The organism is Sulfitobacter sp. TMED3, from assembly GCF_002167505.1.
GTDB lineage: Bacteria > Pseudomonadota > Alphaproteobacteria > Rhodobacterales > Rhodobacteraceae > Sulfitobacter > Sulfitobacter pontiacus.
Genome location: NZ_NHBI01000023.1, coordinates 1 through 14,688, shown reverse-complemented (window position 1 = coordinate 14,688; position 14,688 = coordinate 1). Strand labels below are relative to the sequence as shown.

At 59.6% G+C, this 14,688-nt stretch carries 12 protein-coding genes and 1 pseudogene; 12 read left to right on the top strand and 1 reads right to left on the bottom strand.

Going from position 1 to position 14,688, the window contains the following annotated elements; all coding sequences use genetic code 11:
- The 6 genes from CBB63_RS07085 to CBB63_RS07060 form a co-directional block, all read left to right on the top strand.
- Nucleotides 1-236, top strand: a 236-nt coding sequence (locus CBB63_RS07085) for a metallopeptidase TldD-related protein (protein WP_286698646.1), incomplete at its 5' end; no start/stop codon positions are given.
- A 156-nt stretch (nt 237-392) separates the two neighbouring features.
- Nucleotides 393-1,532: a DNA-processing protein DprA gene (gene dprA / locus CBB63_RS07080; RefSeq protein WP_286698645.1), complete on the top strand. Its 1,140-nt coding sequence runs from the start codon at nt 393-395 to the stop codon at nt 1,530-1,532.
- Between the two features lie 245 nt (nt 1,533-1,777).
- Nucleotides 1,778-4,444 (top strand): type I DNA topoisomerase, encoded by a 2,667-nt coding sequence (gene topA / locus CBB63_RS07075; protein WP_286698644.1) that lies wholly within the window; start codon nt 1,778-1,780, stop codon nt 4,442-4,444.
- Nucleotides 4,445-4,546: 102 nt separating this feature from the next.
- The gene (locus tag CBB63_RS07070; protein ID WP_005851682.1) at nt 4,547-5,119 is read left to right on the top strand and encodes a L,D-transpeptidase; all 573 of its coding nucleotides are present in this window, start codon (nt 4,547-4,549) and stop codon (nt 5,117-5,119) included.
- Between the two features lie 203 nt (nt 5,120-5,322).
- Nucleotides 5,323-6,027, top strand: coding sequence for a CoA transferase subunit A (locus CBB63_RS07065; RefSeq protein WP_009826131.1), 705 nt, complete (start codon nt 5,323-5,325; stop codon nt 6,025-6,027).
- Entirely contained in the window at nt 6,027-6,653 is a 627-nt protein-coding gene (locus tag CBB63_RS07060; protein WP_009826130.1) for a 3-oxoacid CoA-transferase subunit B, read from the top strand. The genes CBB63_RS07065 and CBB63_RS07060 overlap by 1 nt, the downstream gene beginning before the upstream one ends.
- Before the next feature lie 77 nt (nt 6,654-6,730).
- Here CBB63_RS07060 and CBB63_RS07055 read toward each other — a convergent pair whose 3' ends face one another.
- Entirely contained in the window at nt 6,731-7,522 is a 792-nt protein-coding gene (locus CBB63_RS07055; protein ID WP_286698643.1) for a lytic transglycosylase domain-containing protein, read from the bottom strand.
- Nucleotides 7,523-7,897: 375 nt separating this feature from the next.
- Here CBB63_RS07055 and CBB63_RS07050 point away from each other — a divergent pair, with 375 nt between their 5' ends.
- From CBB63_RS07050 to CBB63_RS07025, 6 genes and pseudogenes are all read left to right on the top strand, one after another.
- On the top strand, nt 7,898-8,077 hold the full coding sequence (locus CBB63_RS07050; protein WP_074635838.1) for a Flp family type IVb pilin: 180 nt from the start codon (nt 7,898-7,900) through the stop codon (nt 8,075-8,077).
- Nucleotides 8,078-8,486: 409 nt separating this feature from the next.
- Nucleotides 8,487-9,351, top strand: a pseudogene (cpaB, locus tag CBB63_RS07045) (Flp pilus assembly protein CpaB).
- A gap of 211 nt (nt 9,352-9,562) precedes the next feature.
- Nucleotides 9,563-11,002, top strand: coding sequence for a type II and III secretion system protein family protein (locus tag CBB63_RS07040; RefSeq protein ID WP_286698642.1), 1,440 nt, complete (start codon nt 9,563-9,565; stop codon nt 11,000-11,002).
- Nucleotides 10,989-11,693 carry an OmpA family protein gene (locus CBB63_RS07035; protein WP_286698641.1) on the top strand — a complete coding sequence of 235 codons (705 nt, stop codon included), beginning with the start codon at nt 10,989-10,991 and terminating at the stop codon, nt 11,691-11,693. The genes CBB63_RS07040 and CBB63_RS07035 overlap by 14 nt, the downstream gene beginning before the upstream one ends.
- 272 nt (nt 11,694-11,965) lie before the next feature.
- Nucleotides 11,966-13,204, top strand: coding sequence for a CpaE/TadZ family protein (locus CBB63_RS07030; protein ID WP_286698640.1), 1,239 nt, complete (start codon nt 11,966-11,968; stop codon nt 13,202-13,204).
- Between the two features lie 39 nt (nt 13,205-13,243).
- Nucleotides 13,244-14,688: TadA family conjugal transfer-associated ATPase (locus tag CBB63_RS07025; RefSeq protein ID WP_286698639.1), on the top strand; the 1,445-nt coding region annotated here is incomplete at its 3' end.

Here is a 14,688-nt window from a genome sequence, read left to right as displayed (position 1 = left end):
CCTGCACCGAAGCCTATCGTGTGCGCAATGGCGTGGTCGGCGCCCCCGTCAAAGGGGCCACGCTGATCGGAGACGGGGCCACGGCGCTNCAACAGATCCGCGCCATCGGCAATGATCCCGCGCTGGATCCGGGCATGGGCAACTGCGGCAAGGCGGGCCAATGGGTGCCTGTGGGCGTCGGACAGCCGACATTGATGATCGGCGGCCTGACCGTCGGCGGTGCCGCTGCCGCCTGAGCAACACCGGATTGCCGGAGTGCACCCAGGTGCTCCGGTGATCCAAGACGGCATGGCACGTAGAAGAAGATTAGTAGTTCGGATTAAACCTTCGCCGTTCACGTTTCGTTAAGCAGCTTTGCCTAAAGCTGGTGAGGCAACGGACGGAGACGCGGGATGACTGACAGGAACAACACTCCTTCCTCTTCCACGCCCCCCTTGGTCCNACCCACCCTGGAAGACGACAGCTTTGCGCGGCTTCGTCTGTTGCGCTCGCGCCGTGTCGGCGTTGTCACCTATTACCGCATGCTGCGCGACTACGGCACCGCGCGTGCCGCGCTTGAGGCGTTGCCCGACGTCGCCCGCGCCGCAGGTGTGAAAGACTATCGCATCTGCCCCGAGAATGTCGTGCACGCAGANCTGCGCGCGGCAAAGGCCGCGAACGCGCGCTTGATNGCCCATGATTGCGCAGCCTANCCCCCTCATCTGGCAGAGCTTGACGACGCCCCCCCGTTTCTATGGGCAATCGGAGATATCGAGCTGCTGCNCCGCCCCTTGGTGTCGATTGTGGGCGCGCGAAACGCCTCATCGCTCGGGACGCGCATGGCCCGCGCCTTGGCATCCGGCTTGGGTGAGGCGGGGTTTACGGTCGTCTCGGGATTGGCGCGGGGGATTGATGCCGCGGCACATCTGGCCACGCTCGAATCCGGCACAATCGCGGTGCAAGCGGGGGGCGTCGATGTGATCTATCCGGTAGAGAATACGACGCTTGCCCAAGANATCGCGGCCCAAGGGCTGCGCATTTCGGAACAACCGATGGGGCTGCAACCGATGGCGCGGCATTTCCCCAGCCGCAACAGGATCATCGCAGGGCTNAGCCGCGCAACGGTCGTGGTCGAAGCNGCGGCGAAATCCGGCAGCCTGATNACCGCCCGTGACGCNCTGGATCAGGGNCGAGAGGTGCTTGCCGTGCCCGGCCACCCCTTCGATGCCCGTGCCGCGGGCTGCAACATGCTGATCCGTGACGGGGCGGCGCTGGTGCGCAATGCCGCAGATGTGATTGATCAACTGGGGCCGGCAAAGGCTGCCGCCGCCAGCCCGCNCATTTCCCAAGCAGCCGCCCCCGCGCCNCAGCGCGACATTGCAGCGCTGCACACCGATATATTGTCACGCCTTGGCCCCAGCCCCGTTGCCGAAGACCAGCTGCTGCGCGATCTGGCNGTCGCACCGGGNATCGCCACACCTGTTCTGGTCGAGCTTGAGCTGAANGGGCATATCCTGCGCCACGCAGGCGGGCTGGTATCCCGCGCGGACTGAGCGTGAGGCGGCCGCAGATCGGGGGCCAGCCCCCGCTTTGGAGACCCTCCAAAGCGCCCCCGGNATTTAGACCATCTGGAAGCCGGAACCCCGGCCGGATTACACCGTGAAACACCCCCNAAAAGGCGCTTTATAGCCCGTGTATCAAAGGGGGCGCGCTGTTCTGCGGATTGACAAACTTCGCTTCACGCCACATGTCACAGCATAAGCCACGCGAATTAATTTGATCCAAGGTGCCGAATTTTATGCCAGTTGTCGTCGTCGAATCACCTGCCAAAGCTAAAACGATCAACTCGTATCTCGGCAGTGATTACACCGTGCTTGCGTCCTACGGCCACGTCCGCGATCTGCCGCCCAAAGACGGATCGGTCGACCCGGAAAACGGGTTCGACATGACCTGGGAAGTCGCCGCAGCAAGCAAGAAACACGTCAAAGCCATCGCTGATGCGCTGAAAGACGACAACGCATTGATCCTCGCGACTGACCCNGANCGCGAAGGTGAAGCGATCAGCTGGCACCTGCAAGAGGCGCTGACCAAACGCAAGTCGATCAAGAAGGACACGCCGGTCAGCCGCGTGGTGTTCAACCAGATCACCAAAAAGGCCGTAACCGAAGCGATGGCGAACCCGCGTCAGGTCGATATGCCACTGGTCGAGGCCTATCTGGCACGGCGCGCGCTGGATTATCTGGTGGGCTTNAACCTGTCGCCCGTCCTATGGCGCAAATTGCCCGGCGCGAAATCGGCGGGGCGGGTACAGTCGGTCACCTTGCGGTTGATCGTCGAGCGCGAGATGGAGATCGAGGCCTTCCGCAACCGCGAATACTGGAGCGTCAAGGCNCTGGTCGCCACGCCGCGCGGGCAAGAGTTCGAGGCCCGTCTGGTNACGCTTGCCGGTAAGAAGCTGGACCGTTTTGATCTTGGCAATGAAACCCAGGCCGAGATGGCGGTNCAGGCGATCACCAGCCGCGATCTGACGGTTACCAGCGNCGAGGCGAANCCCGNGAGCCGCAACCCCTCGGCCCCGTTCATGACGTCGACGTTGCAGCAGGAAGCCAGCCGCAAGTTCGGCATGGGCGCNCGCCAGACCATGAGCACGGCGCAGCGGCTCTATGAAGCCGGTCACATCACCTATATGCGGACCGACGGCATCGACATGGCCCCCGAAGCGATCACGATGGCACGGGACGCCATCTCGGACCGGTTCGGGGCGGAGTATGTNCCGTCCGAGCCGCGTATCTACAAGAACAAGGCCAAGAACGCGCAAGANGCGCACGAATGTGTGCGCCCCACCGACATGACCAAAGATGCCGNCGCGCTGAAACTGACCGAACCGGATCAACGCAAGCTTTACGACCTGATCTGGAAGCGCACGCTGGCCTGCCAGATGGAAAGCGCGCGTCTGGAACGCACCACGGTAGAGATCGGCAGCAAGGACGAACAGGTCGGGCTGCGCGCCACCGGNCAGGTGGTGAAATTCGACGGCTTCCTGCGTGTCTACGAAGAAGGCCGCGACGATGTCGTGGACGAGGATGACAAGCGCCTGCCGCAGATCACCCAAGGNGACAAGATGGACAAACGCGCCGTCACGCCAGAGCAGCACTTTACCCAGCCGCCCCCCCGCTACACTGAAGCGACATTGGTCAAGCGCATGGAAGAGCTGGGAATCGGGCGCCCGTCGACCTACGCCAGCGTTGTCACCACCATTCAGGACCGCGAATACGTTCGCAAGGAAGGCAACCGTCTGTTCCCCGAGGACAAGGGCCGTTTGGTGACGGCCTTCCTCGAGAATTACTTCCGCAAATATGTGGGCTATGATTTCACCGCCGATCTGGAAAACCAGCTTGATAAGGTGAGCGCGGCGGATGCCGACTATAAGGATGTGCTGGGCCGGTTCTGGCAGGATTTTTCGGCTGCGATTGCCGAAACCGCCGANTTGCGCATCACCGAGGTGTTGGAGAAGATCAACGAGGTACTCGAGCCGCATCTCTTCCCGCCCAATGAGGATGGCAGCGACCCGCGCCTGTGCCCCAACTGCGAGATCGGGCGTNTGTCCATGCGCACNGCNCGGTCCGGCGGCGCGTTCATCGGNTGTTCGAACTACCCTGAATGCCGCTATACCCGCCCCTTCGGCCCGCCCGACCCCGAGGCCGAAGCCTCGGCTATTCCGCCCGATGGCAAACTGCTGGGCGAGGATATGGGCGACGAGATTCGCGTGTTCAAAGGGCGCTTCGGCCCTTATGTGCAGCGCGGCCCCGTCACCGAAGAGAACAAAAAACCGCCNCGTCAATCGGTGCCCAAGGACTGGCCCGCCGAAGAGCTGGAGCTGGAACGCGCTGTCATGCTGCTGTCGCTGCCGCGTGANATCGGCCCGCACCCGGAAGATGGGGTGATGGTCTGGGCAAATATCGGGCGCTACGGCCCCTATATCAAACACGCCGACAGCACGTCGAACCGTGGCGGAACCAATGCGAACCTCGAAAGTCTGGACGAGGTGTTCACCGTTGGCATGAACCGCGCCGTGCAGCTTCTGGCCGAGAAAGTCGCCAGCCGTGGCGGGCGTGGCAAAGCGGCAAAACCGATCCGCGAGATGGGCGAACACCCTGATCTGGGCGGCGAGGTCAACATCATGGAAGGCAAATANGGGCCTTATGTGANGTGGGANAAAGTCAACGCNNCCATCCCCAAAGAGGTCGAGCCTGCCGATCTGACCATGGAACGTGCGGTTGAGCTGATCGAGGAAAAGCTGGCGAAATCCCCTGCCAAGCGCAAAGCCGCAACCAAGAAGCCCGCAGCAAAGAAAACCGCTGCGAAAAAGGCTCCGGCCAAGAAAACGGCTGCCAAGAAGGCCCCCGCAAAGAAACCAGCGGCCAAAAAGGCACCCGCAAAATCGGCCACCGCACCGGAAGAGTGAGAGCGCAACTCACATATTCATGAAATGACATATATGTGAGTTGCCCCGCCCTGCCCTTGCTGCTTTTACCTGTGACAATCGCCACGGTAGAAGGACATAAAAATGGCAGAGCAGACATTCTCAAGACGCGGGTTGATCCTGACAGCGGGCGCGGCGCTTTTCACGCCGGCCCTGTTGCGCGCACAGACGCCGGTGCCAGAGATCGCGGCACCGGTACGTCATAACACCAACGGATTTTCCAGCCAGAACTGGCAGGACCACTTTGATACATTGGGCAAAGCCGCAATCGTGGCTGATACCTCTTCCCGCGCGCTGCACTATTGGGGCGGCGATGGCGAGACCTACAAGATTTACCCGACCTCCGTGCCCCGCAGCGACGAGCTGACCAAACGCGGCTACACCCGCATTGTGCGCAAACGTGTCGGGCCCGACTGGACACCGACCCCCAGCATGATCGAACGCGACCCCGACCTGAAGTATATGCCGCCCGGTCCGGACAACCCGCTTGGCACCCATGCGATGTATCTCAGCTGGCCCGCCTATCTGATCCACGGCACCCATGACACGCGCAAGATCGGGCGGCAAAGCTCTGACGGGTGCATCGGGCTTTACAACCACATGATCGAGGCGCTGTACCAGATTGCCCCCATCGGCACGCAGGTACGCATCGTCTGACCTCGCTGCGGGCTGCACTGGCCCCGCGACGACAGCTGCCCACCCGATGCAGGGTGGGCGCGCATTCCCCCGAATTTTCCGGCAGGCTTCACTGGTACCGCTGACATTAGCGTCGGCGGTTTGACACGTTCGTTACGCCGCGTCATAGAAGTCGTATAACGATAGTACGACAGGGCCGTGAGCCTCTCTTGAAAGGAGCCGGAATGAAGAAAATCTATGGAAGCGCTGCCGAGGCGCTGGAAGGCGTGCTGCACGATGGCATGCTGATCGCAGCGGGGGGCTTTGGCCTTTGCGGTATTCCCGAACTGCTGCTGAACGCGATCCGGGACGCTGGCACCAAGGATTTGACCTTTGCCTCGAACAATGCGGGCGTAGATGATTTCGGCATCGGTATCTTGTTGCAGACCAGGCAGGTCAAGAAAATGATCAGCTCTTACGTCGGCGAGAACAAGGAATTCATGCGCCAGTATCTCGGCGGCGAGCTTGAGCTGGAATTCAATCCGCAAGGCACCTTGGCCGAACGTATGCGTGCGGGTGGTGCGGGCATTCCCGGTTTCTATACCAAAACCGGCGTTGGCACTGTGATCGCCGAAGGCAAAGAGCACAAGGATTTCGACGGCGAGACCTATATCCTTGAGCGGGGCATCGTTGCGGATCTGGCGATCGTGAAAGCCTGGAAAGCGGATGACACTGGCAATCTGGTGTTCCGCAAAACTGCGCGCAACTTCAACCCGCCAGCGGCCATGTGTGGCAAGATCTGCATCGCCGAGGTCGAAGAGATCGTTCCCCGTGGCAGCCTTGGCGGCGACGCGATCCACCTGCCCGGCATCTATGTGCACCGCATCATTCAGGGTGATCACGAGAAACGCATCGAACAGCGCACCACACGTCAGCGGGAGGACGTATAATGGCTTGGGATCGCAATCAAATGGCGGCACGCGCCGCGCAGGAACTGCAAGACGGTTGGTATGTGAACCTTGGCATCGGGATTCCGACGCTGGTGTCCAATTACATCCCCGACGGGATGGATGTGACGTTGCAGTCGGAAAACGGCATGTTGGGCATGGGGGCTTTCCCCATCGAGGGCGAGGAAGACGCCGACCTGATCAACGCGGGCAAGCAGACCATCACCGAGCTGGACCGCACCTCGTATTTCGACAGCTCGACCTCCTTCGGGATGATCCGCGGCGGCAAGATCGCCATGGCCATTCTGGGCGCGATGGAAGTGGCTGAAAACGGCGACCTCGCCAACTGGATGATCCCCGGCAAGCTGGTCAAAGGCATGGGCGGCGCAATGGATCTGGTCGCGGGTGTGGGCCGCGTTGTGGTGGTCATGGACCACGCCAGCAAGCATGGGGACAGCAAGGTGCTGAAAGAATGCACCCTGCCGCTGACCGGCAAGAACGTCGTTGACCGCATCATCACCAATCTGGGTGTGCTGGATGTCGTTGAAGGCGGGCTGAAGATCGTTGAATGCGCCGATGGCGTCACGGAAGACGAACTGCGCGCCGCGACCGAAGCGACAATCGTCTAATCTGCTGACGCGATGAACGACAAGGGGCGCAGCCAGCGATGGCCGCGCCCCTTTTTACACTCGGCCCCGAACTGGTGTCAGTTCATCGCCGCAAAGACACATCCGTCCGAGATCAGCTCGGGCGGGGTCTGGCACAGGCCCTTGGCGACCTGAAAAGCGGCCAGCACCTTGGGCACATAGTCACGGGTTTCGGCAAAAGGCGGCACGCCCGCGTGCTTGTGCACGGACCCTTCGCCCGCGTTATAGCCGGCCAGCACCAAGATCGGATCGCGGTCAAATTCGCCCATCAGCCAATCAAGATATTTTACGCCGCCCGCGATATTCTGCATCGGGACCATACTATCGGTTACCCCAAAGCGCGTCGCTGTATCAGGCATCAGTTGCATCAACCCCTGCGCCCCCGCCCCGCTGATGGCATCGGGCCGCCCCGCCGATTCAACCGTGATCACCGCGAGCACAAGCGCAGGTGACACCTGCGTCCCGATGGTAGAGCGCAGGATGTCGATCCCGTTGGCCTTGGCGATCTCTTGCATCTGTTGCATGCGTGGCGCGGGGATTTTGCTGCTGGCCGTTGCCAGCGTGACCATCGCGGCCTCCAGCCGGCCCGGGCCAGATTTCTCGACCGCCGGAGAGACACGATCCCAGAACCAATCATATTGCCCCGGCGACGCTGGCACGATGGCACCGGATTCGGTTGCGACAACCTCGGGTACGTCGTCGGCCTTGGGTTCGATAAAGACATTGATCCGATTGGTACTGCCCGGCTTGGGCGGCTTCACACGTTTTGCCTCGAACTTGGGAAACGGCTTTGGCGTGTCTGCCCAGACAGCCGAGGCCGCCAGCATCCCCACCATCAAAGATACGGTCATTCGTCGAAACATCGCTGCCTGCACTGATTATTTAATGCTCTTTTTCAGCAATCTCGCACGGAAACCCTCGCCAAACCAACCAAACATGGCAGGGAACATGGCGATTTCGCCATAATTGATGCAATCCTGCCCCGCTTCTCATCAAGGATAACAAAAAATGAAGATGGAAAATTGTTTTGTATCAGTGGGCTACAATAATTCTGCCAAAAACCGGCTCGGAAAAATGAAATGTCACAATTGCCGCCAAATTCGTGCCCCATTCACAAGGCTATATAGGCTCATACCAAGTCAGCCAGATGCGGAATTGAGAGAGAAGCATCGAAACGGACGACAGGGTTGAGATTGAAAACTTTATGATCCTTGGAGGGACATACCATGATGAACTTTATCAAGAACTTCAAAAACGACGAATCCGGCGCTGTGACTGTTGACTGGGTTGTTCTGACCGCCGCCGTTGTTGGCCTGGCCGTCGCAGCTTACTCCTCGATCGAAACAGGCGCTTCCAACCTGACGTCGAAAACCAACTCCTACATGGCCACACAAAGCCCTGGCTAAATCTGGCGGCTAAGCGTTCGTCGCGCCAAGAGATTTCGCTGGCCGCATTCTGCTCGACAGAATGCGGCCAGTTTTTTAGACCTTCATCACGCAAGGCAAAACAATGCCCTCGAAGCTTATCAAATTCTGGCGAAGCCCAAGCGGTGCGGTCACAGTTGACTGGGTTGTTCTATGTGCAGCCGTGGTATCTCTGGCGGTTCTCATTGTTGTCAGCATGACCACCGGAACTGTGGATCTAGCAGACAGGGTGATGACCCAGACGCCGGGCGACATCTAACCCAAGCCACCCTTATAATGACCCAGCTTGGTCGCGGATTATCCATAGTCTGAACACAATCACCGCCTATCCATTGGTATAAGTTTCGCGCCGTGTCCTGGGACCGGCACACACTCAAGAGAGGTAAGTAACATGCGGATGGTTTTTGGACTGGTCCTGCTCGCCGGTATCGCCTTGGCAGGTGGTGCTGTGTATCTGGCAAAGGGCCGCATCGGNNAATATCAACGCAGCNNACCAACAGGCNCAAGAGGCTCTGGCGCAGATCGTGCCGACGGTTGGTGTATATGTNGCCAACGGGCCGCTGAAATACGGGCAGCGCCTGACCCGCGAAGATGTGCGGCAGGTAAAATGGCCCGAGGATGCGATCCCCGAAGGCACCTTTATCGAAGAAGCAGCACTTTTCCCCGAAAACAGCGATGACCTGCGTGTCGTGCTGCGTGCGATGGAAAAAGACGAAGCCATTATGGCGGCGAAGGTGACCGAACCCGGTGCCGATACTGGCCTCACCTCGCAGCTGGAACGGGGCAGCCGTGCGTTTGCGCTGCGTGTGGACGTATCCAGCGGCGTGTCGGGCTTCCTGCGCCCCGGTGACCGTGTCGATGTCTACTGGACCGGCCGCATCAACCGGGGCGGCAACGACCGCGCCGATACCGGAGACGTGACCAAACTGATCGAGGCAGGCGTCAAGATCATCGCGATCGACCAAAGCGCCGGCGGCGAACGCAGCGAAGCGGCCATTGCGAATACTGTGACTGTTGCCGTACAGCCCTATCAAGTTGCCGCATTGGCACAGGCGCAATCGACTGGTGACCTATCCCTCTCGCTCGTCGGGGCAGAGGATGACACCGTCGCCGGCGAGATCGAAGTCGACCAGCGCCGCCTGCTCGGCCTGACAGAAGAAACGGTCAAAGTTGAAACGACTACAGAAAAAGTCTGCACCATCCGGACCCGTCGTGGTGCCGAAGTGGTCGAAATCCCGATCCCCTGCACCAACTGATCTGCTTATCAGGCAGGGCAAATACGGACCTCAACACCGCCGCGCATCACTTTGCGCGGCGTTTTGCCATTTCGGATATGTTGCTGTTAATCCACATATACCCGCCCCCCCCTGTCATTGATTCTTGCAAAAAAACGCAAAGGACCGCACAGTGTCGCAAACGGCGGGCGCAAAGACCCTATTTTGAGGCGTGATCACAAAGGCAGGTCACATGAAAATCGATAAGTTTATTAAAGCAGCCCTATTGGGACTGACCATTGGCGCGATGCCATTTGCATTGACGGCGCCGATCGACGCGCAGGCCAACACACTCCGTGTGGTCAAGAAGGGCACCAACCGTGTGTTGGAAGTCCCGATGAACCGCGCGGTTGTGGTTGAAAGCGACATCCCCTTTGCTGAGCTTAGCATCGCCAATCCGGGGATCGCAGATATCTCATCCCTCTCCGATCGCACCATCTATGTGCTGGGCAAATCCCCTGGNCTGACCACGCTGACCCTGCTGGATGCGGCCGGTCAGCTGATCACCAACGTGGATGTGCGCGTCGCGGCGGATGTCTCTGAATTCAAGGAACGCCTGCGGCAGATCCTGCCCGGCGAAAAGATCGAAGTGCGCACAGCCAACGACGGTATCGTCCTGTCGGGCATCGTGTCCTCCACCCAACGCCTGCAGCGCGCCCTTGATCTGGCCGAACGCTACGCGCCAGAACGCGTCTCCAACCTGATGAGCGTCGGCGGCATCCAGCAGGTGATGATGAAAGTCCGCTTCGCCGAGATGAGCCGATCTGTCTCCAAATCCCTAAGCGCGTCGCTCGCGTTGAACGGGTTGGTGGGCAATGATCTTGCGATCAACGGCGGGACCAATACGACAAATACGGCAGGCGCGATTGNGAACTCTCTTGGTGGCACGACACCTACGTCCAACAGCAACGCAGGCGCGGTACTGTTCGGCTTTAACGCAGGGTCCACCCAAGTCGGTCTGCTGCTTGAAGCCCTAGAGCAGAAGGGCGCCGTACGCTTCCTTGCCGAACCGAACCTCGTTGCGCTGTCCGGGCAAGAGGCGACGTTCCTTGCCGGTGGCGAATACCCCGTACCTGTCGCCCAGACCGGCGACCAGATTTCCGTGCAGTACAAACCCTTCGGCGTAGAGATGAGCTTTATCCCCCGTGTCGTGGATAAAGACCTGATTAACCTCGAACTCAAAGCCGCTGTATCGGCGATTGATGCCAGCAACAGCGTGTCCTTGGGCAATGGCTTCGACATCTCGGCCTTCACCCGCCGCGAAACCTCGACCACGGTTGAAATGCGCGACGGCGAAAGCTTTGCGATCGCGGGTCTGCTGACCGATGATTTCACCGATAACTCCAGCCAGCTACCCTGGATCGGCGATGTGCCTGTATTGGGCGCGTTGTTCCGCAGCGCGAACTATCAGCGCAGCCAGTCCGAACTGGTGATCATTATCACGGCCCATCTTGTGACCCCCACCCGCGGCGAGGCTTTGGCCCTGCCCACCGACCGGATCAAACCGCCCACGGAAAGCGAATTGTTCCTGTCAGGTCGCACGTCCAAAGGCAGCACAGCGCCCACAAAAGGGGCCGCTGGCGAGGTTGCCAAACAGGACTTTAGCGGGTCATATGGCTATGTATTGGATTGATCAGATGACTTCAGCGATCCCTTCGACAGGCAAAATCACCGGGTTATGCGCCGCTTTGGCGATGACCGTAGCAGGCTGCGTCAGCAGCCCTGATCCGGTCTATACCCAGTTCCACCGCGAAGCAGGATCCCTGACCGATCTGGGCACCTTTGGAAACGCCACGCTGAACAACCGTTTGGTGATGACAGGCGAACGCCAGTACACCTTCGATCTGGCCAACCGCTTTGCCGGCGAAGTCGAATCCACGGTGACCTTTGCCTTTAACTCGGCCCAGCTGGACGGGGCCGCGCAGGCCGTGCTGCGGCGCCAAGCGGGATGGATCCGCCAGTTCCCCGAGGTCCGCTTCCGCGTGTATGGCCATACCGATGCCGTCGGTTCGAACAGCTACAACAAGGCGTTGGGCCTGCGCCGTGCACAATCCGTTGTTGGGTTCCTGTCAACGCAAGGCATCAGCCGCAGCCGTCTTGAGGCCGTTGTTTCCTTTGGCGAAACACAGCCGTTGATCGTGACACAGGGCCGCGAACGGGCGAACCGTCGCACAGTGACCGAAGTCAGCGGCTTTGTCGGGCGACATCCCACCGTTCTGGACGGCAAATACGCGCAGATCATCTATCGCGATTACGTTGCCAGCGCCGTGCCACCGACTCAGCTATCGGGCGGCGCAACATCGACCGGCACCACGACGGAATAACCGGATAACAGATACCTCGAGAAAGGCCTGATCGTCGCTGACGGTCGGGCCTTTTGCGTTTCAATCCGGCAAATCACTGCGGATCGTTTCAAAAGACCAAACAATAGAAACTATTTAGCCCCAATCTTGCCCAACTTGGCAGGGATATTCACTGCAATAGGACAGTTGCGCCCGGCCACCGTGGTCTGACGCAGGGGACCGCAAGGCAAAGAACAGGGCGACGCCCGATCCGCCCTTGCCGCGCCCCAAAGAGAAGAAGGGGAAGTTTAGGTATGAGCAGCAGTATGCCACAGATTGACGCACCACAGATCATCGCCTGCACTGTCAGCCGTGATGTACAGAACTTCGACCTNCTGATCGAGGATATGGAATCAGCTTTGGGCGAAGCCTGGGGTGATCTCGGCTTTTCTGAAAGCCTCGCTTTTTTCAGCCAGCCCGAAGCGGCGACGCTCGAGCTGATTGCACTGGCGCTTGATTCCGAGGACGAAGAGAACCTGCCGATGATGTCCGAAATCATCTCGCAGGCGAAATCCCGTCATATCAAGGTGATCCTGATCGCCGAAGACATGTCCCCGGCCTCGCTCCATTCCCTGTTGCGTCAAGGTGCGGATGAATTCGTCCCCTACCCGCTGCCCGAAGGCGAATTGGCGGCGACCATCGAACGTCTGCGCGCAGACCCCGAGCCCACAGCCGAACACATCGAGGCAGGCCCCAAGCTGAAACCCGGTGCCGATAAAGACGGCGCGGTGATCGTGGTACATGGTTTGGCCGGTGGCACCGGTGCGACGAGCATGGCCGTTAATATGGCTTGGGAGCTGGCGACTTCCGACAAAAAGAACCCGCCAAAGGTCTGCCTGCTGGATTTCGATCTGCAGTTCGGGGCCGTGGCGACCTATCTGGACCTGCCGCGCCGCGAAGTCGTCTATGACATGCTGATCGAGACAGACGAGATGGACGAGGAAAGCTTTGGTCAGGCTCTGCTGACCTATGAAGACACGCTTCAGGTGCTGACCGCCCCCGCCGATATGCTGCCGCTTGATCTGATCACCTCGGAAGATGTGACGCGGATTCTGGATATGGCGCGCAACCAGTTCGACTACGTTGTTGTCGATATGCCGTCGACGCTGGTGCAATGGACCGAAACCGTGCTGAGCAATGCGCATGTCTATTTTGCCATGCTCGAACTGGATATGCGCTGCGCCCAAAACGCCCTGCGTTTCAAACGCGCGCTGCAATCCGAAGAGCTGCCGGTCGAAAAGCTGCGCTATGTCATGAACCGCGCGCCGAAATTTACCGACCTTAACGCCAAAGCGCGGGTCAAACGGATGGCAGAAAGCCTTGGTATCTCCATCGACGTGCAGCTGCCTGATGGCGGCAAGCAAGTGACGCAGGCCAACGACCACGGTCTGCCGCTCGCCAATACCGCCGCCAAGAACCCGCTACGCCGCGAGATCGCAAAGCTCGCGTCTTCTATCCACGACCTCAAGGCTGACGAAGCCAAAGCCGCCTGATCCGGCCCAAGCGCCAGATAATTTAGAAAGAGTATTCAGATGTTCTCGAAGTATAAAAAGCCAGGTGACGTTGCCGTAGCCACACCCACCCCAAAGGCGAAGGCTCCCGCGCCCCAGCAACAGNCAGAGGAAGCGNTCGCGCCCAAGCCCGCCAGCATGCGCCGCGTGGCCCAGGCCGCAACCGTCGCCCCGCAGGATCGCGACGTGAAGCGCAAGCAACGCATGAGCGACATCAAGCTCGAACTGCACCGTGCCCTGCTTGAGAACCTGAACCTCGCCGCCCTTGAACATGCCTCGGAACAGGATCTGCGCAGCGAGATCAACGAAATCTCGACCGAGATTCTGGCCGAGAAATCCATCGTGTTGAACCGCGAGGATCGCTTTCAACTGAACTCGGAACTGTATGACGAGGTGACCGGCCTCGGCCCGCTGGAAACGCTGCTGAAAGACGACAGCGTCAACGATATTCTGGTTAACGGCCCGCAACAGATCTTTGTGGAACGCGCGGGTAAACTGCAGCTGACCGACGTGACCTTCAAAGACGAAAAGCACCTGCTGCGGATCATCGACAAGATCGTTTCCGCCGTTGGCCGTCGCGTTGATGAAAGCAACCCTTATGTCGATGCGCGCTTGAAAGACGGCTCGCGTTTCAACGCTATGGTCCCGCCGATTGCCGTGGACGGCAGCCTTGTCTCCATTCGTAAGTTTAAGAAAGACAAACTGGGCATTGATGACCTGGTAAGCTTTGGGGCCTTCTCGGAAGAGATGGCAGCCTATCTGCAAGCCGCCGTCGCCACCCGTCTGAATATCATCGTCTCGGGCGGTACAGGTTCTGGTAAAACCACCACGCTGAACGCGCTGTCATCGTTTATTGCCAACGATGAACGTATCCTGACCATCGAAGACACCGCCGAATTGCAACTGCAACAGACGCATGTGGGCCGCATGGAAAGCCGCCCGCCCAACGTTGAAGGCAAGGGCGAGGTATCCCCGCGCGACTGTCTGAAAAACGCCCTGCGGATGCGTCCTGACCGGATCATCGTCGGCGAGACGCGCGGCGAGGAAGTGATTGACATGCTGCAGGCGATGAACACCGGCCACGACGGGTCGATGACCACGATCCACGCCAACTCTGCCCGCGATGGTGTCAGCCGTCTGGAAAACATGATCGCCATGGCCGGTATCGAAATGCCGCTGAAAGCGGTCCGCAGCCAGATCTCGTCGGCTGTGAACCTGATCGTACAAGCATCGCGCTTGCAGGACGGGTCGCGCCGCATGACGTCGATCACCGAAATCACCGGCATGGAGGGCGACGTGATCTCTATGCAGGAAATCTTCCGCTTTCAGCGCGTCGGCCTGACCCCCGAAAACAAGATCATCGGCCACTTCACCGGCACCGGCGTGCGCAGCCACTTCTCTGAACGTTTCAAGATGTGGGGCTATGACCTGCCATCGTCGATCTATGAACCCGTTGTGGTCAAGTA